At 71.1% G+C, this 25,591-nt stretch carries 25 protein-coding genes; 14 read left to right on the top strand and 11 right to left on the bottom strand.

Annotated features, from left to right (window positions below; all coding sequences use genetic code 11):
* Nucleotides 1-239 precede the first annotated feature (239 nt).
* The 3 genes from IEX89_RS12535 (at nt 240) to IEX89_RS12525 (ending at nt 3,622) form a co-directional block, all read left to right on the top strand.
* On the top strand, nt 240-437 hold the full coding sequence (locus IEX89_RS12535) for a hypothetical protein (protein ID WP_188913394.1): 198 nt from the start codon (nt 240-242) through the stop codon (nt 435-437).
* A 177-nt stretch (nt 438-614) separates the two neighbouring features.
* The gene (locus IEX89_RS12530; RefSeq protein WP_188913392.1) at nt 615-1,967 is read left to right on the top strand and encodes a tetratricopeptide repeat protein; all 1,353 of its coding nucleotides are present in this window, start codon (nt 615-617) and stop codon (nt 1,965-1,967) included.
* Between the two features lie 35 nt (nt 1,968-2,002).
* Nucleotides 2,003-3,622 (top strand): thiamine pyrophosphate-binding protein, encoded by a 1,620-nt coding sequence (locus tag IEX89_RS12525; protein ID WP_188913391.1) that lies wholly within the window; start codon nt 2,003-2,005, stop codon nt 3,620-3,622.
* A 28-nt stretch (nt 3,623-3,650) separates the two neighbouring features.
* Here the strand turns inward: IEX89_RS12525 and IEX89_RS12520 are convergent, their stop codons facing one another.
* The 3 genes from IEX89_RS12520 to IEX89_RS12510 all read right to left on the bottom strand — a co-directional run bounded on the left by IEX89_RS12520 (nt 3,651) and on the right by IEX89_RS12510 (nt 5,238).
* Nucleotides 3,651-3,953: a DUF1294 domain-containing protein gene (locus tag IEX89_RS12520; RefSeq protein ID WP_188913433.1), complete on the bottom strand. Its 303-nt coding sequence runs from the start codon at nt 3,951-3,953 to the stop codon at nt 3,651-3,653.
* A 207-nt stretch (nt 3,954-4,160) separates the two neighbouring features.
* A complete protein-coding gene (locus tag IEX89_RS12515) occupies nt 4,161-4,868 on the bottom strand; it encodes an LrgB family protein (protein ID WP_188913389.1) in 708 nt (235 codons plus the stop codon).
* Nucleotides 4,869-4,902: 34 nt separating this feature from the next.
* A complete protein-coding gene (locus tag IEX89_RS12510) occupies nt 4,903-5,238 on the bottom strand; it encodes a CidA/LrgA family protein (protein ID WP_188913386.1) in 336 nt (111 codons plus the stop codon).
* A gap of 260 nt (nt 5,239-5,498) precedes the next feature.
* Here IEX89_RS12510 and gcvA point away from each other — a divergent pair, with 260 nt between their 5' ends.
* On the top strand, nt 5,499-6,413 hold the full coding sequence (gene gcvA, locus IEX89_RS12505) for a transcriptional regulator GcvA (RefSeq protein WP_188913384.1): 915 nt from the start codon (nt 5,499-5,501) through the stop codon (nt 6,411-6,413).
* Between the two features lie 24 nt (nt 6,414-6,437).
* On the opposite strand, the gene IEX89_RS12500 is transcribed toward gcvA, so the two are convergent.
* Nucleotides 6,438-6,869: a hypothetical protein gene (locus IEX89_RS12500; protein ID WP_188913382.1), complete on the bottom strand. Its 432-nt coding sequence runs from the start codon at nt 6,867-6,869 to the stop codon at nt 6,438-6,440.
* A 94-nt stretch (nt 6,870-6,963) separates the two neighbouring features.
* Here IEX89_RS12500 and IEX89_RS12495 point away from each other — a divergent pair, with 94 nt between their 5' ends.
* Nucleotides 6,964-7,224 carry a helix-turn-helix domain-containing protein gene (locus tag IEX89_RS12495; RefSeq protein WP_308423833.1) on the top strand — a complete coding sequence of 87 codons (261 nt, stop codon included), beginning with the start codon at nt 6,964-6,966 and terminating at the stop codon, nt 7,222-7,224.
* A 70-nt stretch (nt 7,225-7,294) separates the two neighbouring features.
* Here the strand turns inward: IEX89_RS12495 and IEX89_RS12490 are convergent, their stop codons facing one another.
* Both IEX89_RS12490 and IEX89_RS12485 read right to left on the bottom strand, forming a co-directional pair.
* On the bottom strand, nt 7,295-8,620 hold the full coding sequence (locus tag IEX89_RS12490; protein ID WP_188913380.1) for a reverse transcriptase/maturase family protein: 1,326 nt from the start codon (nt 8,618-8,620) through the stop codon (nt 7,295-7,297).
* 245 nt (nt 8,621-8,865) lie between these two features.
* Nucleotides 8,866-12,228 carry an ATP-binding protein gene (locus tag IEX89_RS12485; protein ID WP_188913378.1) on the bottom strand — a complete coding sequence of 1,121 codons (3,363 nt, stop codon included), beginning with the start codon at nt 12,226-12,228 and terminating at the stop codon, nt 8,866-8,868.
* Between the two features lie 262 nt (nt 12,229-12,490).
* On the opposite strand from IEX89_RS12485, the gene IEX89_RS12480 reads away from it, so the two are divergent.
* Nucleotides 12,491-12,928 (top strand): phasin family protein, encoded by a 438-nt coding sequence (locus IEX89_RS12480; RefSeq protein WP_188913376.1) that lies wholly within the window; start codon nt 12,491-12,493, stop codon nt 12,926-12,928.
* An 86-nt stretch (nt 12,929-13,014) separates the two neighbouring features.
* Nucleotides 13,015-13,953, top strand: a complete 939-nt coding sequence (locus IEX89_RS12475; RefSeq protein WP_188913374.1) for a phasin family protein — start codon at nt 13,015-13,017, stop codon at nt 13,951-13,953.
* A 33-nt stretch (nt 13,954-13,986) separates the two neighbouring features.
* Here IEX89_RS12475 and IEX89_RS12470 read toward each other — a convergent pair whose 3' ends face one another.
* Nucleotides 13,987-15,189, bottom strand: coding sequence for an MFS transporter (locus IEX89_RS12470; protein WP_210317623.1), 1,203 nt, complete (start codon nt 15,187-15,189; stop codon nt 13,987-13,989).
* Nucleotides 15,190-15,386: 197 nt separating this feature from the next.
* Here IEX89_RS12470 and IEX89_RS12465 point away from each other — a divergent pair, with 197 nt between their 5' ends.
* Complete coding sequence (locus IEX89_RS12465; protein WP_188913372.1) at nt 15,387-15,809, top strand: universal stress protein; 423 nt, start codon at nt 15,387-15,389, stop codon at nt 15,807-15,809.
* A gap of 6 nt (nt 15,810-15,815) precedes the next feature.
* On the opposite strand, the gene IEX89_RS12460 is transcribed toward IEX89_RS12465, so the two are convergent.
* From IEX89_RS12460 to IEX89_RS12450, 3 genes are all read right to left on the bottom strand, one after another.
* A complete protein-coding gene (locus tag IEX89_RS12460) occupies nt 15,816-16,442 on the bottom strand; it encodes a hypothetical protein (protein WP_188913370.1) in 627 nt (208 codons plus the stop codon).
* 79 nt (nt 16,443-16,521) lie between these two features.
* A complete protein-coding gene (locus tag IEX89_RS12455; protein WP_188913368.1) occupies nt 16,522-17,439 on the bottom strand; it encodes a DUF2865 domain-containing protein in 918 nt (305 codons plus the stop codon).
* A gap of 81 nt (nt 17,440-17,520) precedes the next feature.
* Nucleotides 17,521-20,514: a bifunctional [glutamine synthetase] adenylyltransferase/[glutamine synthetase]-adenylyl-L-tyrosine phosphorylase gene (locus IEX89_RS12450; RefSeq protein ID WP_188913367.1), complete on the bottom strand. Its 2,994-nt coding sequence runs from the start codon at nt 20,512-20,514 to the stop codon at nt 17,521-17,523.
* 140 nt (nt 20,515-20,654) lie between these two features.
* Between IEX89_RS12450 and pgsA the strand changes: the two genes are divergently transcribed.
* Genes pgsA through IEX89_RS12430 form a run of 4 tightly spaced genes read left to right on the top strand, consistent with a single transcriptional unit; the run spans nt 20,655 to nt 22,506 of the window.
* Nucleotides 20,655-21,230: a CDP-diacylglycerol--glycerol-3-phosphate 3-phosphatidyltransferase gene (pgsA, locus tag IEX89_RS12445; protein ID WP_188913365.1), complete on the top strand. Its 576-nt coding sequence runs from the start codon at nt 20,655-20,657 to the stop codon at nt 21,228-21,230.
* Between the two features lie 3 nt (nt 21,231-21,233).
* Entirely contained in the window at nt 21,234-21,491 is a 258-nt protein-coding gene (gene moaD, locus IEX89_RS12440; protein WP_188913363.1) for a molybdopterin converting factor subunit 1, read from the top strand.
* 5 nt (nt 21,492-21,496) lie between these two features.
* Nucleotides 21,497-22,006, top strand: a complete 510-nt coding sequence (locus IEX89_RS12435; protein WP_188913362.1) for a molybdenum cofactor biosynthesis protein MoaE — start codon at nt 21,497-21,499, stop codon at nt 22,004-22,006.
* Nucleotides 22,007-22,020: 14 nt separating this feature from the next.
* Entirely contained in the window at nt 22,021-22,506 is a 486-nt protein-coding gene (locus IEX89_RS12430) for a GNAT family N-acetyltransferase (RefSeq protein ID WP_188913360.1), read from the top strand.
* 196 nt (nt 22,507-22,702) lie between these two features.
* On the opposite strand, the gene IEX89_RS12425 is transcribed toward IEX89_RS12430, so the two are convergent.
* Complete coding sequence (locus IEX89_RS12425; protein WP_188913358.1) at nt 22,703-23,485, bottom strand: alpha/beta hydrolase; 783 nt, start codon at nt 23,483-23,485, stop codon at nt 22,703-22,705.
* A gap of 183 nt (nt 23,486-23,668) precedes the next feature.
* Here IEX89_RS12425 and IEX89_RS12420 point away from each other — a divergent pair, with 183 nt between their 5' ends.
* Nucleotides 23,669-24,880 (top strand): glycosyltransferase family 4 protein, encoded by a 1,212-nt coding sequence (locus tag IEX89_RS12420; protein WP_188913356.1) that lies wholly within the window; start codon nt 23,669-23,671, stop codon nt 24,878-24,880.
* Between the two features lie 155 nt (nt 24,881-25,035).
* The gene (infC, locus tag IEX89_RS12415) at nt 25,036-25,557 is read left to right on the top strand and encodes a translation initiation factor IF-3 (RefSeq protein ID WP_244645338.1); all 522 of its coding nucleotides are present in this window, start codon (nt 25,036-25,038) and stop codon (nt 25,555-25,557) included.
* Nucleotides 25,558-25,591: the final 34 nt, after the last annotated feature.

Raw genomic sequence — 25,591 nt, 5'->3', positions numbered from 1 at the left:
AGCCGGAAATCCGGAAAAACGCTCGACCTGTCAAAGAGCTGCCCGACACCGCTGAAGCCCCGTGAGAGCCCCTCGCCGCGTCGGGAGCCGGGGTATACGAGCCTCTCCCCACCGGGTCAAGCGCCCTTCTCCAACTTTTTTCGCATCGCGGCGGAACCTCTTCTCGGCGCCCAACGGAACCCCGGCGACCGTCTCGAACGTTCTCCCGAAGCTCTGGGCAGCCGAGGAGGTGCATGGCCATGCCGCGCTACCGCGTGACCTTCTACAAGACCGTCAGCGACGACACCGGCCACGAGCATCGCGCCGCGCAGAAGGAGCTGACGGTCCTCGCCGACGACGAGACCGAGGCTCTCGCGGAGGCGGAGCGGCTCTACGCCCTCGCCGAGGGCTGCGACTGGCGCCTGCGCGCCGACGCCGTCGAGGCGCTGGAGACCTGACAGGAGACCCGAGCGGCCTCCGGCTCCCCTCGCCGACGCTCCCGCGCGCCCATCACGGGAAGGTGACGCACGGCGAGCCCTTCGTGATCGCCCCGGTCGTTCCACCGCCATGGTGCCCCCGCTACCGTCGTCTTCCGACACGCCAGGATGCCACACGCCAGGCCGGGAGCGCGGGTGATGATCGAGGATCGATACGGCTTTCGCCACACGAGCGAGACCGACGGGGCCGTCGCCGCCTTCGCGCAGACGACCTTCGCCGTCGCCGCGCACCGGCCCGGGGCGGCGCCGGCGCTCGCCGAGGCGCTCGCGCACGACCCGGATCTCGTCGCCGCCCGTGCGCTGGAAGGCTTCGCCTGCCTGATCCTGGCGCGCGCGGAGCTCCTGGCGCCGGCACGCGCGGCCCTCGCCGCGACCGGCGCCGCGCTCGTCGCGAAGGCCGGCGGCACGCCGGAGGAACAAGCCCTCGCAGATGCCCTCGCGCTCGCGCTCGAGGGCCGCTTCCGCCCCGCCGCGGCGCGGCTCGAGGCCGCCCTCGACGCGCGCCCGGGCATGCTCCTCCCGTTCAAGATCGCGCAATCTCTGCGCTTCATGGCGGGCGACCTCCCCGGCATGCTGGCCGGCACGGAGGCCGCCCTCCCCGGCTTCTCGGACGAGCGGCCCGGCCACGGCTTCGCGCACGGCGCGCGCGCCTTCGCGCTGGAGGAGGCGGGGCGTCTCGACGAGGCGGAGGCGCAGGGGCGGCGCGCCGTGGCGGCGGAGCCCGCGGATGCCTGGGGCTTCCACGCGGTGGCTCACGTCATGGAGACGCAAGGGCGTGTCTGCGACGGCATCGGCTGGATCGAGGCGGCGCGGCCCGCCTGGTGCGCCTGCAACAACTTCGCCTTCCACATGGCGTGGCACCTTGCGCTCTTCCACATGGAGCGCGCCGAATACGAGACCGTGCTCGCGCTCTACGACACCGAGATCGCTCCGTGCCCGAGCGAGGACGTCCGCGACGCCGCCAACGCCGTCTCGCTGCTCTGGCGCCTGCGCCAGGAGGGCGTCGACGTCGGCGCACGCTGGGATGCGCTCGCCGAGATCGCACGCCGGCGCCGGCGCGACGCGACGCTGACCTTCGCCGCCCTGCACGGGATCCTGGCGCTCGCGGCCGCAAACGACCGGGCGGGCCTCGACGAGGCGCTCGCAGCGCTGGAGGCCCGCGCCGCGCAGGCTTGCGAGCAGGCCGAGGTGCTGCGCGCGGTCGGTCTCGATCTCGCCCGCGCGCTCACCCGTCCCGAGCCGCTCTCGGCCACGCGGCTCGCCGGCCTCCTCGCGCGCCTGCCGATGATCGGCGGGAGCCACGCCCAGCGCGACGTCTTCGTGCGTACCCTCGCGCTCCAGGCCGCGGACGAGACCGCCCGCGCCCGCGTCCTCGCCGTGCGGGGTCGGGTGAAGCGGCCGGACCGGTTCGCGGCGCGGCTCTCCCCATCGGAGACGGCGGCGGATATCCTCCGACCGTCGCGCCTCGCCCGCGCGGCGGGCCGGCCTTGAACGCTTCTCCCCCATCGTCCCCATCGGAGCCCCTCATGCGACGCGTCGCGGATACGATCGCCCTCACCCTCGCCGCGCACGGGGTGCGCCACGCCTTCGGCATGCCGGGAGGCGAGGTGGTGACGCTCCTCGATGCCCTCGGCGCGGCCGGCGTGCGCTTCATCCTCGTGCGCGGGGAGAGCGCCGGCGCCATGGCGGCGGCGGGGCTCGGCGTGCTCACGGGAACGCCCGGCCTCCTCGTGAGGACGCTGGGCCCGGGCCTCGCGAACGCGGTCAACGGCATCGCCGACGCCGCGCAGGAGCGTGCGCCGCTGATCGTCGTCACGGGCGTCGTCGATCGGCCGATCCGGGCGCGCTACACCCACCAGATCCTCGATCAGGCCGCCCTGCTGCGGCCTTTGGTGAAGGGCTCCTTCGAGATCGAGCCGGAGTCGGCCGAAGCCACGGTGCGGAGGGCCGTCGCGCTCGCGACGACGCCGCCCATGGGCCCCGTCCATCTCGATCTCGCGCCGGGCATCGCCGCCCTCCCGGATCCGGCGCCGGAGCATGCGATCGCAGCGGCGCCAAAGACCGCCCTCCCCCGCCCGACCCCGGACGATCCGGCGCTCGCGGCGCTGCGCGAGCGGCTCGCGGCGGCGCGGCGTCCGCTGATCGTCGCCGGCTTCGGCGCGGCGCGCGCGGGAGCCGGCGAGGCGCTCCTCGCGCTCGCGCGCAGAGCGGGCGCGCCTATCCTCACCACTTACAAGGCCAAGGGCCTCCTCGACGAGGACGATCCGCTCGCGCTCGGCGCCGCCGGGCTCGCGCCCAAGGCGGATGCGGCGCTGCTGCCGCTGGCGCGCGCCGCCGATCTCGTCCTCGGCGTGGGCTACGACCCGATCGAGATGCGCCCGGGCTGGCTCGACCCTTTCGCCAAGGACGCCCATGTGGTGGAGATCGACGAGGCCGTCGTCGATCACGGCATGCACCGGGTCGATGCGCGGATCGTCGGCGCCATCGGGCCGGTTCTGGAGGCGCTCGCCGCCGGGCTGGCCGGTCGCACCGGGATCGACCCGGAAGTGGCGGCGACGAAGGCGCGGCTGCGCGCCGCCTTCGTGGGGCCAGAGGACGGGCGCTTCGGGCCGCACGCGGCGTTCCGAGCGCTCGCCGAGGCGCTGCCGCGGGAGGCGACGGTGAGCGTCGATTCCGGCGCGCACCGCATCCTGCTCTCGCAGATGTGGAACGCGCCGCGCCCGCTCTCGCTGATCCAGTCCGCCGGCTGGTGCACCATGGGTCCGGCGCTTCCCCTCGCCATGGCCGCACGCCTCGCCCGGCCCGACGCTCCCGCTCTCGCGGTGATCGGCGACGGCGGGCTCGAGATGACGATGGGCGAGCTCGGCACCCTGCGCGACGAGCGCCTTCCGGTGACGGTCGTCGTGCTGCAGGACGCCTCGCTCGCGCTGATCGCGCTCAAGCAGGCGCAGGCGGGGCTGGCGCGTGCCGGCGTCGGTCTCGGCGCGACCGATTACGCCGCAGCCGCCCGCGCCTTCGGCGGGCGCGGGTGGAACGTGGGCTCGGCGGTGGAGCTGCGCGCGGCGCTCGACGAGGCGCTGGCGGGGGACACCTTCGCGGTCATCGCGGCACGCGTGGACGAGGCGGGGTATCGGGGAGCGTTCTGAGGCCGAGGCGGGAGGGCTCGCCCGCCGCTCACCGGCCGGCGGCGCGCAGGACGGGCTCGCGCAGGGCCGGGAACGCCACGAGGACGACGAACGCCGCCGCGACGCAGGCGTGGATCACGACGATGCCGAGGAGCTGCGAGCGGAACGGTTCCTTGCGCGTCTTGTGGCGCAGGACGCGCTGCGCCACGAGCGCCGCCGGCGAGCCGCCGAGCAGCGCGAGCCACAGCAGCGTGCGCTCCCGGATCCGCCAGGCCCCGCGCCGCGCCGCCTCCTTGTCGAGCGTGAAGGCGAGAAAGCAGGCGAAGTTCACCACCGCGAGCCACAGAGCCACGTTCGAGAGCGAGACGAGCGCGCCCGCATGATCCCAGGCACCGATCCCGATCCGCTCGGCGAGGGGCGGCTCCACGACGATGATCTGCACGGACGGTGGCTCCTCGGCTCGGCGCGGGGGCGCGCACGGGCGGGAGGATGCGCGGGATCTGCGAAGGAAGGGTGAAGACGGAAGCGACGCAACTCTGGGGTAGGTCCGTGCGGCGGCTCAGGCCATCAGCGCATGGATCAGGGGGACGGCGATCGCCGTGGCGCAGCCCATCAGCCCCATTCCGAGGGTGGCGAAGGCGGCGGCCTGGGAGCTGATCTCGAGGGATCTGGCGATGCCGAAGGCGTGGGAGGTCAGGCCGAGGGTGAAGCCGCGCACGGCCTCGTCCTCGACGCGCAGGAGCCTCAGGATGGTGGGCGTGGCGATGACGCCGAAGATGCCGGTGGTGAAGACCGACAGGATGGTGAGCGAGACGTCGCCGCCGATGGCGTCCGCGACGCCGAGCGCGATGGGGGCGGAGACGGACTTCGTCGTCAGCGAGAGCAGCATCGCCTCGTCGAGCCCGGCCAGGCGGCCGAGGAGGAGCGCCGAGAGCGTGACGGCCGCGCCGCCGACGAGGAGCGTCACGAGGAGCGGAGCCAGCGCGGAGCGGGCCTTGCGGAGGTTCTCAGCCAGGGGCACCGCGAGGGCGACGATGGCGGGCCCGAGCAGGAGGTGGAGCATGCTCGTGCCCTCCTTGTAGGTCTCGTAGGGCACGCCGGAGACCACGAGGAAGCCGATCATCGCGGCGATCGCGATGAGGACCGGCTGGAGCACCGGCAGCTTGCCGGAGCGTTCGTAGAGCAGCTGGCCGAGCTGGAAGGCGCCGACGGTCGCGCCGACGAGGAAGAGCGGGTTTGTCAGGAGGCTCGCGATCGGGATGGGCATGACGGGTCTCCTCATGCGCGGTGTGGTGGGTGGGTCAGGAGCGGCGCGCGACGAGGCGCATCACGCTCGACACGGCGAGGACGCCGACGACGAGGGCCACGACCAGGGTGGCGACGAGGCGCGCCAGCTCCGGGCCGGGATCGGCTCCCAGCCCGACGACCGCGACCCCGACGGGGACCAGGAAGAGCGGCAGGAAGCGAAGGATCAGCCGGGCCGTGGCGTCGATCTCCGCAAGGCCCGCGCGGCCGAACGTCAGGTAGCCGCACAGCAGGAGAAGCCCGACGATGGAGCCGGGGACGGGAAGGCCGGCAAGCGCGACGAGGGCTTCTCCGGCGAGGGTGAAGGCGATGATGACGATGAAACCGAGCATGGTTCGTCTCCTCCAGGCACGGCTCACCCGTCCTCGGACGCGCGGTGCACGTCCGAGCCCGCGCGGCGGGGCGCCTGTCGTGTGTGTGTCTCGTTCCGAAAGTGCCGAGGCGGCTTTCCTATGTGCGCCTCTACGGGATCGACCGCGTGTCCTCCCGCCGCACTGCCGAGTGCGATGAGAAGACGCTATCGGGCTTGCAGGGGTGGCGCAAACTAATAGAATTCAGCTGCCGATTGAGGAATTTTCAGCCAAGGATCTGCATGCGCCTGCCGCCCATGAACGCCCTGCGCGCCTTCGAAGCCGTCGCGCGACATGCCAGCTTCAAGCACGCGGCGGACGAGCTGAGCGTCACGCCGGCGGCGATCAGCCACCAGATCAAGGTGCTGGAGGACTTCCTCGGCACGCCGCTCTTCGACCGCAAGAGCCGCGCCCTCGAGCTGACGCCGGCGGGCAGCCGCTGCTACCCTGGAATTCACGCCGGCTTCGAGGCGATCCGCTCGGCGCTCGCCCGGGCGGCCCTCGTCGAGCCGCAATCGAAGCTCCTGATCACGGCGGGGCCGGCCTTCGTCGGCCGCTGGCTGGCGCCGCGGCTGCACGAGTTCGTCGCCCTCAACCCGGACGTCGACACCCGCATCGACGCGAGCCTGTCCTTCTCCTCCTTCGAGGCGGACGAGGTCGACGTGGCGATCCGCTTCGGGGACCCCCGCCGCATCGAGAACCTCGACCGCGGCGAGCTCTCCGTGGAGCGGCTCGTGGAGGATTCCGTCCTGCCTCTGTGCAGCCCGGACGTCCTGGCGCGCGCGGGGCTCGACGAGGGCCCGCAGGGCCTCGCGAGCGTCCCCCTCATCCACGACGGCTCGTTGTCCAAGATCGACCCTCAGGCGCCCGGCTGGGCCGATTGGCTCGCGGCCGCGGGCGTACGCGACGTCGACGCGACGCGCGGCCTGCGCTTCGAGATCGCCGACCACGCGCTCCAGGCCGCGTGCGACGGGGCGGGGATCGTGCTCGGGCGCCGGGTCCTCGCGACGCCCGACATGGAGCGCGGCCGCCTCGTCACCCCCTTCGGCCCGGAGCTGCGCACGGGCCTGTGGTTCCACCTCGTCTGCCGCCTCGCCGGCCGCGACAGCCCGCCGGTTGCCGCCTTCCGCACCTGGGTCCGCGACCTGCTGTCGTGAGGCGAGCCGAGCGGGCGCGCGGCGTCACCCCGCGAGCGCTCTGTGCGGGTCCATCGCGTCGGGCATCCAGTAGCTCGCCACGGCGTCGGCCGCGGCGGAGCGGGGGCCGCCATCGCGCTCAACGTAGCCGCGCAGGGCGAAGAGGAGGCGCGTCAGGCGCCTGAGCGCCGGGCCCTGCCGGCCCTCGTCGCCGAACGCGACGATCTCCGCCTCGGCGAGCGCGAGCCCGATGGCGAGGAGCGCGCCGTCGCGGGAGGCGGGCCGGTAATCGCTCGCGCGGTGAGCGATGTTCTCCAGCGTCGCGGTGATCTCGTCGACGGTCGCCTGCGCGGCGATCCGCTCGCGCGGGCTCTCCCCCCGCAATCCCCGCTCCTCGGCGGCGAGCCGCCGCCGGATGAGGTCTCCCGCTTCGGCGCACAAGGCCGCGAGCGGGCACGCGTCCGCGCCACCCGTCATCAGGGTTCTCCGTTGCTGGTGTTCGATGGGGTCGATATACTCGCGCTTGCAGAAAAAATCAACAGATAAACTATCAAAAAAGTGGCGGTGCGCGGTGGCGAAGGACCAGGGGAAGCCGAGGATCAGCAGCGAGCAGATGCGCGCGGCCCGAGGCCTCCTCCGCTGGGAGCAGAAGGATCTCGCCCGGGAGTCGAAGGTGTCCCTGCCCACGATCACGCGGCTCGAGCTCACGCCGGGACCGATCGGCGGCTGGGACCGGACCGCCGAGGCGATCCGCGCGGCGTTCGAGACCGCGGGCATCGAGTTCCTGGAGGCGAACGGCAGCGGAGAGGGCGTGAGGTTCAGGAAGTCGTGAGCATTTGGGGCGAAGGCGCCACATCGCCGCAGTAGCGACGATACGCAGATTTTAGAAGATATCGACGCGGCTAATCTTCAAACCCGCGAATTATGTACTCGACCTGACGTTCCAATCGTCTGATTTGTTCAAGGATCTTTCTTGAATGCAGTGTTGCTGCAGCCCTTCTTGCATAAGCAGGAAAGCTTCGATTTACACGTCCTTGATGAGTGAATCTCTTCCTTAGTTTACGTGTGAAGATTTTTTCGGCGGTTCCATTCTGAATTGCAGAACGACCAACCCGTTCAATACGACGCGTGACTCTCTTCATCTTGCGCCATTGCCGAGCAAGTGAACTGGCCCTCAGAAGAGCACCGTCAGGGCGCAAATCGAAACCAAGGTATTGGGCAGCGCCTTTCATGTCAATTTCGAATGATGTTCTTTCGGTCTTATCTGCTCGCATTTCGAGCTTCTCAGCATGTATTGCCTTCAGAACTTCCTCTTCGATCTCATCTGCCGCCTCGAAGGAGCATATGATCAAAATATCGTCTGAGTATCTTCGGTAGTACGCACCTCTCTTCGCGCAGAAGGAATTCATCCGAAGATCAAAGTCAATCATGTATAAATTTGCTAAAGTACTACTGATTGGTGTTCCTTGGGGGATGCCAAACCTGTCGCCTTGCTTATGAATCTCAACTCCTTCAGCTTTCAGCTCCCTCAATGTAGCAATCGGCTCCCGACTAGGAGAACGCAGACGACTTGCAAAACTTTCAACCAGAACAAGATCACTCCTATGGACGTACCTGTAATTAGTGACACTGGAGAACACACGATACCAATCTAAAGAAAGCTCTTCGTGTTCTAGAACTCTCTTCAGTCTTTCTTTCAAGAGCCCATGATCGAGGGAGTCGAAGAAACCAGTGACGTCAAATGCCAATATGCGACAAGGCATGTGAGCCTTTGCAAAACGCAATGCATCGTCCGCAAAATGGTAGTTTGCCTTCGACAGACGCCGATAAGCGATCACGCAATCAGAAAGGCCAAATTCTTCATAAGTTCTCTCTAAAGCTTCAGAAAGCATATGGGAATAATAGGACAGTATGCACGCATCACGATGAGATGCATACATAATCGCCCGATCTTTGAAAACCGTTGCATGATTCTGCGGCTTGTACCGCTTTGTTCTCTTGTTGTATCGAATGAGCGGGGAGAATGAATGAGCAGCAACGAAGTTTGGCTTAGTAGCCTTGTGCGCGAAAGATGACCCTACTGGTACGTCAAAGTGCTTGTACGCTCTCGGCTTGAACCAAGCCATAGTCTTCGCAGTGTCCGAGGGGCTGACCCGGGCCCGGGGTCCCGGCTTAGAGCCGGACGCCCCTCGAACGCACGCCATATTCGTCGCTTCGTCCTTGCTCACGCAGATCTCCGCGACCGGGCCTAGATAACGCGAGGCGGTATAGTGAAACCGAGGAAGTCCGAGCTATGCTCAGGAACGCTCTGCTCATGGTCGAGGTCGCGGCGGCGATAGTCGCAGCGGCACTCGGGCTCATGGAGCTTGACGCTCTCAACGGTCGTACCAGCCGGCCGATTCCGGTGGCACACTTCAGTTAGGAATGCGCTCCGCAGTTTGCAATACGCAGCAACGACGATTTCCCCACTTGATTACACCCCCACCCCCACCGTCACCGGGAACGTCACCTCCACCAGCGTCCCCTCGCCCTTGCGCGAGGCGATCGTCATGGCGCCGCGGTTGGCTTCGACGAGGGCCTTGGTCAGGGGCAGGCCGAGCCCCGTGCCGCCGGGGCGCCGCGCGGTGGCGAGCTGGCGGAAGGGCTCGAGGGCGGCTTCCACCTCCCCCTCCGACATGCCGATCCCCGTGTCGCGCACGCGGAAGGCGACCTCGCCGCGGTCGGTGAGCGCGGTGGAGACGATCACCTGGCCGCCGGCATCGGTGAAGCGCACGGCGTTGGAGAGGAGGTTGAGCACGATCTGGCGCACCGAGCGCTCGTCGGCGACCACCGGCGGCAGCTTGGCGAGCAGGCTCGTGCGCATGACGATGCGCTCGCGCGCGGCCTCGGGCTGCATCAGCGCGACGCAGGCGCCGACGAGCTCGTTGAGCCCCACCGAGCGGAAGGCGAGGTCCATGCGCCCGGCCTCGATCTTGGCCAGGTCGAGGAGGTCGTTGATCAGGCTCAGCACGTGCTGGCCGGACGCGTGGATGTCGGCGAGGTAGTCCTTGTAGCGCTCGTTGCCGACGGGGCCGAAGCGCTCCTCGCGCATCACCTCGGCGAAACCGATGATGGCGTTCAAGGGCGTGCGGACCTCGTGGGAGATGCGCGCGAGGAAGTCCGACTTCTGGGCGCTCGCCTCCTCGGCGGCGCGCTTGGCGTCGAGGAGAGCGGCCTCCGCGTGCTTGAAGGCGGTCATGTCGCGAAGCACGGCGCAGAAGCGCGGCGCCTCGCCCTCGCCGGTGGCCTCGCCCACGCGCCCCAGCGTCATGAAGAGCGGCATCGCCCCGCCCTGGCGCACGCGGCCGAGCACCTCGCGCCCGCTCTCGAGCAGGCTCGCGACGCCCTCGCGCCCGAGGCTCGCCAGGTAGTCGAGGGCGGCGGCGTGGCTCTCGGTCTCGAAGAGCGTGGTGAAGGGCTCGCCGGCGATCTCGTTCGTCTCGTAGCCGAACAGCGCCTGGCCCGCCCGGTTGAGCGAGAGGATGCGCCCCTCCCCGTCCACCACGACGACGCCGTCGGTGGCCGTGTCCAGGATGGCGTCGCGCTCGGAGAGCTCGGCCGAGAGGCGCGCGGCCTCGATCTCCAGGTCGCGCACGCGGTGGACCGGGTCGGTCTCCGGCAGGCGGCGCACGAGGAGCAGGCTCGCGGGGCCGTCGGCGAGGTCGACGGTGGTGAGGCGCACCTCCGCGGCGAAGCTGCCGCCGTCGCCCCCGGCCAGCGCGAGGGGCGCGGGGTCGAGCGCTTCCACCCGTGCGAGGGCGCCGGGCCGGCCGCGCACCAGGGAGGCGACGCCGCCGGCGGCGCGGAAGGCGTCGAGATCGGCCTGGCCGACGAGGTCGAGGAGGTGGCGGTTGGCGTAGAGCGTCTCCTCGCCGCGATGCACGACGACGCCGACGGGCAGGCGGTCGAGGGTGGCCTCCGCCAGAGGATCCGCGGCCGGCGCGGCGCGGGCGGGGAAGGCGGCGATCTCGCCGGCGGCGTGGGCCGCGGCGGGCTGGGCGGCGTCGGGGACGTCCTCGTCGCCGGCATAGCGGGCGCCGAGCGCGCGCGCGATCTCGCGGAAGGCGGAATGCTCGGTCGGCGAGAGCCGGGCGGGCGTCGTGGGGATCGGCTCGCGCCGGGCGGGGGCGGGCTCGGGGGCGGGCTCGAGGACGGGGGCTTCGGGCTCGTGCGCCTCGGCCGATCGCGTCTCGGTCTCTAGATTCTCGGAGGTGGGCTCGACGTCGTTGGCCGGGGCTTCGGGAGCGAGCTCGTCCGCGGGCGCCGGCTCGCCGAGGCGCGCCTCGGCCATTGTCGAGAGCGTTTCGATGGCGACGGGCTCCGCGAAGGCGTCCTGCGGCTCGTAACGCTCCCCCGCCGCCTCGGCGAACCGCGCCTGCGGGGCGGTGTCGGGGGCGGGAGCGGGCTCGGGCTCGGCTTCCGCGACCGGCTCCGGCGCGGCCATATCCTCTGCCGCCGCGACGGGCCGCTCGGGCTCCGCCTGCGCGACCGTCTCGGGCTCTGCGACCGGCTCGGCCTCGGGCTGCGGCTCCACGACCGGCTCCGGCTCCGCGACGGGCTCCGGCTCCGCGATCTCTGGCGCCTCCGGCTCGGCGACGGCCTGCTTCTCCTCGGCGACAGCCTCCGCCTCGACCGGCTCCTCCTGCGCGACCACCTCCGGCGCGGGGCGCTCGGGGAAGGCTCGGATGGCGTCGGTGCGGACGAGGCCGAAGCCGCGCATCTCGCGCACGGCGCCGCGGGGGCCGACGGGCAGGCCGGCGAGGTCGATCTCGACGCCCACCGGCATGCCGGAGAAGCGCCACAGCACGGTTCGCCCGCTGAAGGTCTCGCCGCGCGCCACGAGCTCGGCGACGAGGTCGCGCGGGTCGTGGGCGACGGTGGCGAGGATCTCCGCGAAGCTGCGGCCCACGATGGCGGCGCTCTCGCCGCCGACGACGGCAGCGAGGTGAGGCGAGACGTCCTGGACGCGCCCTTCCCCGTCCGCCCGCCAGACGAAGCGCACGACGCCGCGCCTGGCGAAACGCCGCCGCATCTCCGCGACGGGATCCGGCGGCGGAGCCCGTGCGGGCTCGGGTTCGGGAGCGGGCTCGGGTTCCGGAGCGGGCTCGGGCGCCGGGATGATCTCGGGAGCCGCCTCGGCGACCGGCTCGGCGATCGGCTCGGACGGCGTTTCGGTCTCGGAGGATGCCTGGAGCTCGGGCGCGGCTTCCGCCTCGACGGGCGCCTCCGCGGGTTCGGCGACGGGCGCGCTCGCCTGCGGGGCGTCGGCGGGAGCCTCGGCGCTCGCTTCCGCCGCAACCGCCTCCGCGACGGGATCGGCGACGGGCTCGGCGACCGCCTCCGGCGAGGGCGCGGCCTGGACATCCGGCTCCGCCTCGGCGATCGGCGGCGACGCCTCTTCCGCCCGCGGCAGCGGCGGCAGGGTCGGCAGCGCGTCGAGGAAAGCCGTCACCAGAACCGGCGTGCCGTCGGGCAGCTCCAGCCTGCGGCAGGCGAGCGTCACCTGGCGGGCGAGACGGCTCTCGACGAAGCGTAGCTTCTCGAGCCGCGCGCCGGTCGCCGGCGCGAGCCCGCCGGCCAGAGCCGCGAGCCGCGCCCGCGGCGCGAGGTCGTCGCGCACGTACCCGCTCTCGTCGATCGTGATTGCAGAGGCGAGCGCCCGCGCGCCCTCCGAGGCGAAGAGGATGCGCCCGGCATCACCGCTCCAGGCGAGGACCGGGCGCGCCGCGAACGGCCCGCCGGCCTCGGCGACGACGGTCGCGATGGTCTCGCCGAGATCTCCGCTCTGTTCGCTCACGCGCATGCCTCGCCACCCCGCGCGCGCCGAGGCCCTCGAGTGAGGCCCTTCCAAGAAGCCGTTCCGGCGCGCATACTTAATCAATCGTTTAACGCAGGTTCGGCCCTCGCGCATCCCCTGCGCGGCCCGCAAGGTTCCATCAACCTTAACGGCCCCGCCGACCTGTTGATTTTGCGCCGCACAAGGATTATGTTGCGTCGCACAATGAGCCGGGTCGCCGTCGCCGCGGCGGCTCCGGCTCGTCACCGAAAGGAGGATCGCCATGGCGAACGAGACCAACCCCCGCTTCGAGATCCCGGCCGAGATGCGCGACATGGCCGAGCGCAGCGTCGAGCAGGCGCGCCTCGCGATGGAGGGCTTCGTCAACGCCGCCTCCCGCGCGATGGAGACGTTCGACGCCCCCGCCGAGCGCATGGGCATGAACACCAAGGACATGCGCGAGAAGACCTTCGGCATGGCCGAGGCCAATCTCAAGGCGAGCTTCGAGCACGCCCACAAGATGATCCGCGCCAAGGACCCGGCCGAGGCGATGAAGCTGCAGGTCGAGTTCATGCAGTCGCAGTTCGCGCTGATGCAGGAGCAGATGCGCCAGCTCGGTGTCGATGCCACCTCCGCCATGAAGCAGGCCGGCGACGGCGCCGCGAAGGCCGCCGGCGACGCGACGAAGGCCGCCGCCAAGGGCGGGCCGAAGGCGCCGTGACCAATCAGCGGCCCCGGCGTCCGCGCCGGGGCCGCACGCTTTCGCGGCACCCTTGCGCCGAGCGGATCCGAGACCAGGAGCGAACCATGACGGACGAGACCACCACCCGCGAGACCACCCGCAAGCCGGCCCGGGCGCGTGCCGGATCGTCCCCGAAGGTCCGCGAGGTCTCGCCCCGCGGCGGCGAGGCCAAGGCGCGCGTGCCCGTCGCGCCGGCCGCCGAGACCAAGCCCGCCGCTCCCAAGCCCGCCGCTCCCAAGCCCGCCGCTCCCAAGTCCGCGGCCGCCGCCAAGCCTGCTGCCGCTGGCAAGCCGGCCGCCGCGAAGACGCAGAAGACGACCGCGCTGAAGTCCGCCGCCCTCAAGGCGGCCGCGGCACCGCGCCCCGAGAAGGCGGCGCCCGAGGCCGACGCGAGCCCCGCCGCGCCCTCCCCCGCCGCTCCCGCACCCTCTCCCGCCGCGCCGACTCCCGCTCCCGTCGCCGCGGCCGCGCCCGCCCCGATCCCCGCCCCGAGCCTCGCCCCGCGTGCGGCCGAGCCCGCTCCGGCCGTCAAGGCCGCTCCGAAGCCGGCTCCGAAGGCCGAGCCCGAGCCCTCGCTCCACGACGAGGCGTTCTCCGCCGTCGGCATCGCGCGCCTGCCCGCCGCGGACGACCTCGTGAAGCCCTATGCCCGCATGATGGAGAGCGGCACCGTCGGCGCCCGCACCGCCTATTCGCAGGTGCGCGAGAGCAACGAGGCCATGGCCCAGGCCTGCTTCGCCAGCGCCGCCGCCGCCTCGCGCGGGATGGCCACGCTGAATGCCGAGATGCTCGACCTCATGCGCGCCAACACGGACCTGACGCTCTCGGTCATGCGCTCGACGCTGACCGCCGGCTCGCTGTCGGAAGCCGTGAAGCTGCAGACGTCCGGCGCCCGCCAGGCCTACGAGACGACGAGTGCGCACATGCGCGCCATCGCCGAGGCCACGACGAAGCTCGTCGGCGAGACGACGCAGCCCATCGCCGACGCGATCACCAAGCGCTGAGGACGGCGAGCGGAGCCGCGCGCCGGGGGAGGTTCACTCCGCCGGCAGCGGCGCCTTCGCCGGGCGCGAGAGCACCGTCTCGTTGCCCTCGTCGGGGTGGCGCGGCACCAGGAAGGCGAGCGCCAGCGAGACGCATGCGATCGCCGCGCCGATGAGGAAGACCGCCGACGGGTCGCTCATCCAGATCACGCCGAAAGTCACCGGCATCGCCACCGCCGCGATGTGGTTGATGGTGAAGGCGACGGAGGCCGTGGGAGCGATGTCGGCCGGGTCGCCGATCTTCTGGAAGTAGGTCTTCTGCGCGATGGTGAGCGTGAAGAACACGCCGTCGAGGACGAAGAGCGCCCCCGCCACGAGCGCCGATCCCGTGAACGCGTAGCCGAGGAAGACGATCACGAGAACGACGTTCTCGGCGAGGATCGTCGCACGCTCGCCGAAACGGCCGATGGCGCGCCCGAGCAGCGGCGCCGCCGCGACGTTGATCGCGCAGGTCAGGAACAGGAGCTGCGCCAGCGTCGATACCTCGTAGCCGAAGCGCTCGACGAGGAGGAAGGCGCCGAAGGCCATGAAGATCTGCCGGCGCGCGCCCGACAGGAAGGTCAGCGCGTAGTAGAGCCAGTAGCGCGAGCGCAGCACGATGCCGCGGTTCTGCTTGGTCTCGCCCTGGAAGCGCCGGAAGCCCGCCATGGCGAGGAGGCCGAGCACGAAGGTCGCGCCTCCCGCGACGAGGAACATCGCCTCGTAGGAGGGCGTGAACAACAGGAACGCGCCGGCGATGCCGCCATAGGCGACGAGCTGGGCGGCGGCGTTGGCGCCGTAGATCTTGCCGATGCCCCGCGGCGCCTCCTTCTTGGAGAGCAGCTGCAGCGAGAGCGCCTGGTTCGCCGTCTCGAAATAGTGGAAGCCCACCGACATGATCGTCGTCGTCAGGATCAGGCCCCAGAAGCTCGGCAAAAATCCAGTCATGGCGACGCCGACGCCCAGCATCAGGAGCGAGAGATAGGCGAGCGTCTGCTCGCGCATGATCATGAACAGGAACACGGCGGTGAAGGCGAGGAAGCCCGGGATCTCGCGCACGGACTGGAGCACGCCGATCTGGAAGCCGTCGAAGCCCGCGGCGTCCTTGGCGAAATTGTTGAGCAGCGCCTGCCAGCTGGCGAAGCCGAGCCAGTTCACGAAGGCGAGCGTCATCAGGAAGACGACGGGCGAGGCGAAGAGGATGCGCAGCTTGTGCACGGGCGGGCTCCGGCGGGCGACCCCGCACCGAACGCCGAAACGCCGCCCTCGTCAAATGGCGGCGACGCCCTCATGCGTCTGCGCACGCCCGCCTTGCGCTCGATCAACGTGAACGAGCCGCCGCACGGTTACGTTTCTCCCGCAGGCAACGATCAGCGGTCCGAACCGCCACCCAGCCCCGAGGAGGAGCTCCCCCGATGTACAAGACGATCCTCGTTCCCGTCGATCTCGCCGAGCCTCAGGCCTCCGAGAACGCGCTCGCCACCGCCGCCCGCCTCGCGGATGTCGCCGACGGCACCGTGCGGCTGATCTACGTGCGCCCGCTGATGCCGGTGACCTACATGGAATACGTGCCGGCCTCCTTCGAGGAGGACCAGCAGCGCGAGGCGGAGGAGAAGCTCGCCGACATCGCGGCCTCGGTGGCGCTGCCCAAGGAGCGCGTCTCCGCCGTGGTGCGGCTGGGCTCGATCTATCACGAAGTCCTGGCGGAGGCGGAGGAAGCGGGCGCCGACCTCGTCGTCGTCGGCTCGCATCGCCCGACCATGGCGACCTACCTGCTAGGCTCGAACGCGACCACCATCGTGCGCCACGCGACGTCGTCCGTCCTCGTGGTGCGCTGAGACGCCTCAAGCGCGCGGGACGAGGCTGTCGGGCGGGACGAGGCTGTCGGGCGGGTCTTGCGGCGCGAAGTCCCGCGGCTTGTTGAGCCGGACCATCGGCTCGAGCTGCCAGATGCCGAGAAGGCCCACCGCCCCCGCGACGGCGGCGATCATGGTCTCGCCGATGCGCCAGGTCTCCCAGGCGAAGACCGCGAGCGCGCCGACGATGAGGAGCGAGACGACGAGCAGCACGACCCAGATGGCGAAGGGACGCCCGGCGACGAAGCGCGCCTTCGGCGAGGCCTTGGCCGTGCGCCGCAGGAGCTCGCGCACGAAGCGGCCGTAGGCCTCGTCCTGCCGGCGCGCATCGAACATGGCCCGGTAGGTGACGGAGGTGAGCGCGACCGAGCGCCCGTCGTCGAGCCTGATCTTCGTCTCGCGCCGCCCCGGCGCGAAGGAGGCGGGCGCATAGGAGAGCCGAACCTCCGCGACGCGCTCGAGCGGCACGCGATCGGTGCGGCCCATGCGCTCGACCTCGAGCGCCTTGCCCTTCAGCCGGAAGGCCACGGGAAAGCCCACGGGCCGCGGGGTCTGCTCGTAGGCGAAGACCTCGCGGGCCTGGTCGGCGGGTTCGTCGGGCATCGTGCGCGTCATGGCGGTTCCATGGACGCGCCCCGCGCGAAAGGCAAGCGGGCGAAGAGGAGCGAGCGGAGGGGAGCGGAAGGCCGTGCGCTCAGCGCGCGGCGAGATCCGCGAGGTTCAGGTCGGGCGCGGTCGTGCCCGACAGGTCCATCTCGGAGACGTTCATCTCGGCCATGTCCACCCGCAGGCGGTTTTCTTCCGCGAACGCGTCCTCGATGGCCTTGCGCGCCGAGATGCCGAGGCGCGCGTCCGCCTTCTCGCGCAGGGCCGACGCCATCTGCGCCTCGCCGAAGGGGCGGAAGTCGGCGAGCTCCTCCGGCTGCCCGTCGCGGCCGCGATAGACGAGCGGGCCCTCGTTCGTCACGACGATATCGCCGCGGCGCAGCGTCATGTCGTGGCGCATGTCGAGACGGTCGGCGACGCGCTGGTTGGGGCCCTGGCAGGAGCAGGTCGCGTCCGTCGAGGTGCGGTAGGAATAGGCCATGGGCACGTCGGCATAGCGCATGCCGTCGGCGGCGCGGGCGGACGAGATGTCCTCCTCCCCCGGCGCCAGCACGAAGAGCTTCGTCGGCGCGCCCGGGCAGCCGGCATTGCAGGAGAGGTCGTGCAGCGGCAGGTCGCGGCTCGAGGCGAGATCGCCCACGGGAAAGTAGTAGCCGTCGCACATGCGCACGCACATGGTGCGCCCCGCAGCGCCCGCGGCGACCCGCGCCGGTCGGCGCGAGGACGTCGACGCCTCGGGCGTCGTCGGCGCGGTGGGGAGGACGCGCTGCGGCTGGCCGAAGAGGCTCTCCACCGGACCCGGTGCGTTCACCCGCTGGGGCGCCGCATGGCGGGCGTCGGCGCGGAAGAAGTCGAGGGCGCCCGTCGCCTCGACGGCGCTCGGCATCACGGCGGGCGCGAGCCCCACGGCGAGGAGCGCGACGCCGAAGACGCGAGCGACGAATCGTGCGGAGCCGTTCGCGCGCGGCGTGGAGCCGGCGCGTCGGCGCGAGTTCTGATCTGTCACGGCTGTACCCCGTAGGGAGCGTTGCTGAATTCGCGTAGAGAAGCCGCAACGACGATCCGAGTTCCCGCGCCGAATTCCGTCCTAGGCGCCCGCGTTACCGCCGGACATCTCTTGGAGACGCCGCTCGAAGATCTCGCGGACCCGCTTTCTCGTCTGCGCGAGCTCGGCTTCGAGGCGTGCGGGATCGGGCACGCCCGCTTCTGCGGCGAGCCGGCGCAGGATGGCCGGCGGGGCGCTCTTGGGGTCGAAGCGCCCCTCCACGGTCAGCCGCTGCCAGTGGAAGACGCGCGAGAGCAGCGCCTGCGCGGCGACGAGGGCGTCGGCCTCCTCGGGCGTGAGGAAGCCCGCCTCCCCCGCCCGCGCCAGGGCCGCGCCGGGCGAGAGGCCCACGAGGTCGCGATCCGCATGGGCGTGGGTCAGCACGTAGGCCTGGGCGAGGAAGTCGAGATCGGTGAGCCCGCCCGCCGCGAGCTTCATGTCCCAGGGATCGCCCTCGCCCTTCTCCTTCGCGATCAGCCGGCGCATGGAGAGCACCTCGCGGGCGACGACGGCGGGATCGCGCGCGAGCCCGACGACGTCCGCGATGGCGCGCGTCGCGTCCTCGGCCAGCGCGCCGTCTCCAGCGACGACGCGGGCGCGGGTCAGCGCCATGTGCTCCCACAATTCCGCGTCCTCGCGCTGGTAGGAGACGAAGCCGCGAAACTGCGTCGCCACCGGCCCGGAGCGTCCGGAGGGGCGAAGCCGCAAGTCGACCTCGTAGAGCGCGCCCCGGCGCGTCGGCGCCGTGAGCGCGGAGACGAGACGCTGGACGAGGCGCGTGTAGTAGACGGTCGCGTCCACCGCCCGGCGTCCGTCACTCTCGCGCCTCTCCTGGTCGAAATCGTAGAGGACGACGAGATCGAGATCGGACGTCGCCGTCATCTCCCGCGTGCCCAGCCGCCCGAGCCCGAGCACGGCGATCCGCCCGCCGGGCACGCGGCCGTAATCGGCGGCGAATTCCCGCTCCACCGCCTCGTAGGAGGTCTGCACGATCGCCTGCGCGATGGCCGCATAGGCCTGCCCCGCGCGTTCGGGCGAGAACACGCCCGACAGCATGCGCGCGCCGGTGACGAAGGTCGCCTGGCGGGTGACGTCGCGGGTGCGGTCGAGGAAATCCTCGTAGGACGCGGATCGGCCGATGGCGTCGCGCACCTGCACCAGCATCTGCGCCTCGTCGACGATGGGATCGCCGAAGGCGGGATCGATGATCGCGTCGAGCACGTGCGGGCGCCGCGCCACGGTGTCGGCGAGGCGCGGCGCCGTGCCCAGGAGATCGGCGAAGAGCGTGAGCAGACGATCGTGGTTGAGCAGGATCGTCATCAGCTCGACGGCGGCCTTCATGCGCCCGAACACGGCGTCGAGCCGCTCGAGCGCACCGTCGGGATCCGCCGTGCCGCCGAGCGCCGCGAGCAGCGCCGGGGTCAGCTCGGTGAGCACCTCGCGGGCCCGCGCGCTGGTGATCGCCGGGCGACGCCCGAAATGCCAGCCGCGAACGGTCTCCGCGGCCTTCTCGGGATCGCGAAAGCCCATCTTGCGCAGCGTGCCGAGCGTCTCCGGGTCGATCTCGGCGCCCGTGAAGACGAGGCTCCCGGCCTCCGAGGCGAGCTCCGGTCCCTCCTCGAAGAGGAGCGCGTAGTGCTTCTGCACGGTGCGCGCGACGCCGGTCAGCGCCGTGCCGAAGGCCTTGGCGCTCTTGTAGCCGCAAAAGCGCGAGAAGCCCTCGAGCGTCGCCTCGTCCGCGGGCAGGCGCTGGGTCTGCTCGTCGGCGACCATCTGCAGGCGATGCTCGATGCCGCGCAGGAAGCGGTAGGCCGCGGTCAGCTCGTCGCGGGCCTCCGCCGAGATCCAGCGCTCGGCCTCGAGCTCGGCGAGCATCTCCAGCGTGCGGCGCCCGCGCAAGGACGGCCGGCGCCCCCCGAAGACGAGCTGCTGCGTCTGCACGAAGAACTCGATCTCGCGGATGCCGCCGCGCCCGAGCTTGATGTCGTGGCCGGCGACCGCGATCTCCGCGTGGCCGCGCACGGCGTGGATCTGGCGCTTCATCGCGTGCACGTCGGCGATGGCCGCGAAGTCGAAATACTTGCGCCAGATGAAGGGCGCGAGCTCGGCGAGGAAGCTCTCGCCGAGCGGGAGGTCGCCGGCGATGGGGCGCGCCTTGATCAGGGCCGCGCGCTCCCAGTTCTGCCCCACGCTTTCGTAGTAGGAATAGGCCGAGGGCAGCGCGACCGCGACGGGCGTCGATCCGGGATCGGGACGAAGCCGGTAGTCGACCCGATGGACGTAGCCCTCCCCCGTGCGCTCCTGGAGCATCTTGGCGAGGTTCTGGGCGAGCCGGGCGTAGAAGGGCGGCGCGTCGAGGGGGTCCTTCAAGGCGGCGCAGGCGGGATCGAAGAAGACGACGAGGTCGATGTCGCTCGAATAGTTCAGCTCGCGTCCCCCGTGCTTGCCGAGCGCGAGCACCACCGCACCCGTGCCCCGGCCGGGCTCCTCGGGATCGGGCAGGGTCAGCTTGCCCGCGGCCGCCGCCTCGACGAGGAGCGTGTCCGTCGCGCCCGCCACCGAGGCGTCGGCGAAGTCCGACAGCGCGGCGACGACGCGGTCGACGTCCCAGACGCCGCCGATGTCGGCGAGCGCCACGAGAAGCGCGTGCTCGGCCCGCGCGCGCCGCAGCGCCTTCGCGACGTCCTCCCGCCGGGCCTCGCCGGCGGCCACGGCCCGGAAGCGCCCGCGCTGCTCGGCGACGATGCGCGCATGGCTCTCCTCGGGCGAGGCGAGCGCGAGGCGCGCGAGGCGCTCGGGCCGGGAGGCGAGGCGCGAGAGGAAGGGGGAATGCTCGAAGATCAGGCCGACGAGGTTTCGGAACGGCCCCTCCTCCAGGTGCGGCACCAGGGCGGCGGAATCCTCGCGCGCTCGCACGGCCTCGATCAGCTCGGAGAGCCGCGTCTTGGCCAATTTCGAGACCTTGGCGATCTTGGCCGAGCGATCGCCTCCGAGGCGGTCGACGAGGGCGTTCTCGCCCGTTTTCTTCTGCGTCATGGCATCCTTCCCAGGCGCCCGACATTACCCGCTCGGGCGGACCTGTCATCCGTCGCCGCACGTTCCGCGGAAGGGCAGCTTCGGATTGACGCCGCCCCCGCGGGCGTGCTCTCTCCCCGGACACGCGGCCGGCACATCGCATGAAACGATCGACAGCCTATTCCCTGCCCAACCTCCTGACCTACGGGCGCTGCCTCGCCGTGCCGGCGGTGGTGGTGCTGCTGTTCTGGCCCAACGACAGCTGGGCGCGCTGGTGGGCGCTCGGGATCTTCGTCGCCGCCGCGATCACCGACTATTTCGACGGGTATCTGGCCCGCGCATGGAATCAGCAATCGGCGCTCGGGCGCATGCTCGACCCCATCGCCGACAAGCTGCTCGTCGCCGCGGTGCTGATGATGCTCGTCGCCCACGGCACGATCGGGGGCTGGAACATCTGGGCCGCCATCGTCATCCTCCTGCGCGAGATCCTGGTCTCGGGCCTGCGCGAGTTCCTGGCCGAGCTCAAGGTCTCCGTACCGGTCTCGAAGGTGGCGAAATACAAGACCACGCTGCAGCTCGTGGCGCTGGGCTTCCTCGTCGCGGGCCCGGCCGGCGACGAGGTCTTCGCCTGGACGACGGTGAGCGGGCTCGTCCTGCTCTGGGCGGCCGCGATCCTCACGCTCTATACCGGCTGGGACTATCTGCGCGCGGGAATGCGCTATCTCGTCGAGGAGTGAAGCATGGCTGTCCGGATCCTCTACTTCGCCTGGGTGCGCGAGCGCATCGGCAAGACCGAGGAGGTGGTCGAGCCGCCGGCGGGCGTGACCACGATCGCCGATCTCGTCGACTGGCTGAAGGCGCGTGGCGAGGAATACGCCTACGCCTTCGAGAACGAGATCGTGATCCGCGCCGCCATGGACCAGATCCACGTCCAGCGCGACGCCGTGATCACGGGCGCGCGCGAGATCGCCTTCTTCCCGCCCATGACCGGAGGGTGAGCGCCATGGACGAGCCCCGAACGGACGATCCCGCGAGCGTCGAGCGTGCCTCGATCGTGCCCGTGGTGCGCATCCAGGCCGAGACCTTCGACGCTGCCGCCGAGGCCGCGGCCCTGGTGCGCGGGCGCACCGACGTCGGCGCCGTCGTCACCTTCACGGGCCTGTGCCGCGACGAGGACGGGCGCCTCGCCGCCCTCGAGCTCGAGCACTATCCCGGCATGGCCCAGGCCGAGATCGCCCGCGTCGCCGGCGAGGCCGCGCGGCGCTTCCCGCTGCAGGGCCTCGTCGCCGTGCACCGCTACGGCGTGATCCGTCCCGGCGAGGAGATCGTGCTCGTCGTCGCCGCCTCCCCCCACCGCCGCGCCGCCTTCGAGGCCGCCGACTTCATGATGGACTGGCTCAAGACCCGCGCCCCCTTCTGGAAGCGCGAGCATCCGCTGGGCGAGCCCGACGCCGGCGGATGGGTCGCGGCGAAGGCGGAGGACGATCGGGCGGCGGATCGGTGGGTGCGCTAGGAGTGTCTGGCGATATGCACGTCCGCCCCGCCCGCGCCGAGGACGCCGATGCGCTCTGGCGCGTTCTCGAGCCGATGATCCGTGCAGGCGAGACCTACACGCTCGATCGCGACATGAGCCGCGCGGACGCCCTCGCCTATTGGCGTGCTCCGGCGCACGCAGTGTTCGTGGCGCAGGACGACGGCGGCGCAGTTCTCGGCACGTATTATTTGCGCGCCAACCAGCGCGGCGGCGGCGCGCACGTCGCCAATTGCGGCTACGTCACCGCACCGGAGGCGACGGGGCGCGGCGTGGCGCGGGCGATGGCGGCGCACTCGCTCGAGGAGGCCCGCGCCCGCGGCTTTCGCGCGATGCAGTTCAACTTCGTGGTCTCGACCAACACGCGCGCGGTGCGGCTTTGGGAGAGCTTCGGCTTCGAGACGGTCGGCCGCCTGCCGGGCGCCTTCGCGCATCCGAGCCTAGGCGAGGTGGATGCGCTCGTGATGTATCGCAGGCTGTGATTGTCATCCCGGGCGCCGAACGGCGACCCGGGACCCATGAACACAGGTGCTCGACATAGCGTGCGCGGGAGCGCGCGCGGCCACGAACGGCCTGCATCGGCGGCACGTGGACGGACGCGCTCCCGCGCGCCCTGACCCTACCCACACGTGTTCTGGGTCCCGGGTCCGCTTCGCGGCCCGGGATGACAGGGAGCGCTCACCCCTCCCCCGCCGTCTCGATCATCCGTGCCACCGCCGCCTCCAGCCGGTCGAGGTCCTCCTCGCGCGACAGGCGGTGGTCGCCGTCCTTGACCAAGGTCATCGTCACGCTGTCGCTCGCCATCGCTTCCATGGTCTCGGTCACGTGGCGCCAGGGGACGTCGGGGTCCTGCATGCCCTGGAGGATGTGGACCGGGCAGCCGGTGACGATGGGGCCGTCCATCAGCAGGTGGCGGCGGCCGTCCTCGATCAGCGCCCTCGTGATCGGCGTCGGCTCGCCGTATTCGGAAGGCGCCGCGTAGACGCCCTCGCGCTCGATGGTCTCGCGGATGGCCTTCGGGAAATGCGCCCACATCAGGCGCTCGGTGAAGTCGGCCGCGGGCGCGATCAGCACCATGCCGGCGGGCGCGCTCGCCGTGCCGGCGAGCGCGCGGGCGACGAGGAGCGCGATCCAGCCGCCCATGGAGGAGCCGACCAGGATCGGCGGGCGGCCGACGAAGCGCGCGATCACGGCGAGCGCGTCCTCGAGCCACAGCGAGATCGTGCCGTCCTCGAAGCGCCCGCTCGATTCGCCATGGCCCATATAGTCGAAGCGCACGCAGGCCCGGCCCGTGCGCGCCGCGTAGGCGTCGAGCCGCTCCGCCTTGCCGCCGCGCATGTCGCTGCGAAAGCCGCCGAGCCAGACGATCGGCGGGTCCAGCGGGCGCTCCGTCGCCGCCCGCGCCTCGACCGCGATGCGCCGGCGCGCGCCGTTTTCCCCGATCTCGATGAATTCCGCCATGATTTTACCAAACCTCAACGCTGTTCGGTGCGTTACTTTCAACCATGCGCGCAGTCCCGCGCCGCGTTTCCCGAGGCCCCCGACCATGTCCCCGCGCCAGACCCGGCCGACAAGACGCCCCCTTCGTGCTCTAGCACGTCCGGCGTGCGGCGCGCGAGGCCGGCGGGCCGCGCCGTGACGCTCATGCAGAACGCTCGCCTCGACCCCGCAGCCCATCCCCTGACCGGACGCACGATCCTGCAGGTCATCCCCGAGCTCGAGGCCGGCGGCGCCGAGCGCACGGCGGTCGACGTCGCGGCGGGGCTCGCGAATATCGGCGCGCGCGCCCTCGTCGCCACGGAGGGTGGGCGGCTGGTCGGCGAATTGCAGGCCAAGGGCGGCATCTGGGTGCCCTTCCCCGCGGCGACGAAGAACCCGCTCTCCATGCTGCGCAACGTGCGCCGGCTCGCGCGGCTGTGCCTCGACGAGGGCGTCGCCCTGGTCCACGCCCGCTCGCGGGCACCGGCCTGGTCGGCTTTAGGCGCGGCGCGAGCGCTCTCGCTGCCTTTCGTGACGACCTATCACGGCTCCTACCAGGCGAAGACGGGGCTCAAGCATCGCTACAACCGCATCATGGCGCGCGGCGACATCGTCATCGCCAACTCGCACTACACGGCGGGGCTGATCGCGGGCCTCTATCCCGAGAGCGAGAACCGGCTGCGCGTCATCCATCGTGGCACCGACCTCTCCGCCTACGCGCCCTCGGCCGTGGCGCCCGAGCGCATCGAGGCCTTGCGGGCCGAATGGGGCGTGGCTCCGCATCAGCGCGTCGTGCTCCTCGCCGCCCGGCTCACCAGTTGGAAGGGCCAGGCGGTCCTCGTCGAGGCGGCCGCGCGGCTCAAGAGCTGGGGGCTCAGCGACGTCGTCTTCGTGCTCGCCGGCGATCCGCAGGGGCGCGAGGGCTACGTGCGCGAGATCGACGGCATGATCGCCGCGCGCGGGCTCGAGGGGATCGTCCACCGCGTAGGCCATTGCACGGACATGCCGGCCGCCTTCCTCGGGGCCTCGGTCGTCACCGTGCCGTCCACCGAGCCCGAGGCCTTCGGGCGCTCGGCGGTGGAGGCGCAGGCCATGGGCACGCCGGTCGTCGTGTCCGATCTCGGAGCCGTGCCCGAGACCGTGCTCGCGCCGCCGCAGGTCGAGCCCGCCCAGCGCACCGGCTGGCGCGTCCCCGCCGGCGACGTCGACGGGCTCGCCGACGCCATCGCCGAGGCGCTGACGCTCGGCGCCAGCGCACGCGAGGCGATGGCGCTGCGCGCGCGCCTGCACGTGGAGCGCCATTTCTCGCTCGATCGCATGGTCGCGGACACGCTCGACGTCTACGCCACGCTGCTGTCGGGCGCGCGTGCACCTTGACTTATCGCCCGATTGCGCAAACATGCTCGATCACGTGGATGTTCACGTGATATCGGGCGTCCGCGCCCCGCAACCGGTCGCCGCCTAGGCGACGCGGTCATCGCGCGCATGCCGTAAACGAGGAGACATAAGCCATTCGCCGACCTATGAGAGCCATGCCGGTGCCCCAAAAGGAGGGCCCGCGCGCCAACCGTGACATTCGCGGCGTCCGCGAGGTTCAGCTCATCGATCAAGAGGGGCAGAATCGCGGCGTCCTAGCCTTCTTCGACGCGCTGCGCGTCGCGGAGGAGGCCGGGCTCGATCTCGTCGAGATCGCCCCGAACTCGGAGCCGCCGGTCTGCAAGCTGCTCGATTACGGCAAGTTCCGCTTCGACCAGCAGAAGAAGGCCTCCGAGGCGCGCAAGAAGCAGAAGACCGTCGAGGTCAAGGAAGTGAAGCTCCGTCCCGCGATCGACAAGCACGATTACGAGACGAAGATGAAGAACGTCCGCCGCTTCTTCGAGGAAGGCGACAAGGTCAAGATCACGCTGCGCTTCCGCGGCCGCGAGATGGCGCACCAGGATCTCGGTCTCAGGCTGCTCGAGCGCGTCAAGGCCGAGACGCAGGAATTCGCCAAGGTCGAGGTCGAGCCGCAGCTGGAAGGCCGGCAGATGATCATGATCCTCGCCCCGCGCTGACGCGGGGTCGCGAGGACGAGGCGAAGGCGCCTCC

This window comes from Salinarimonas ramus, from assembly GCF_014645695.1.
GTDB lineage: Bacteria > Pseudomonadota > Alphaproteobacteria > Rhizobiales > Beijerinckiaceae > Salinarimonas > Salinarimonas ramus.
Note: the sequence above shows the minus strand (reverse complement) of the source record. Positions and strands in the feature narration are given on the sequence as shown.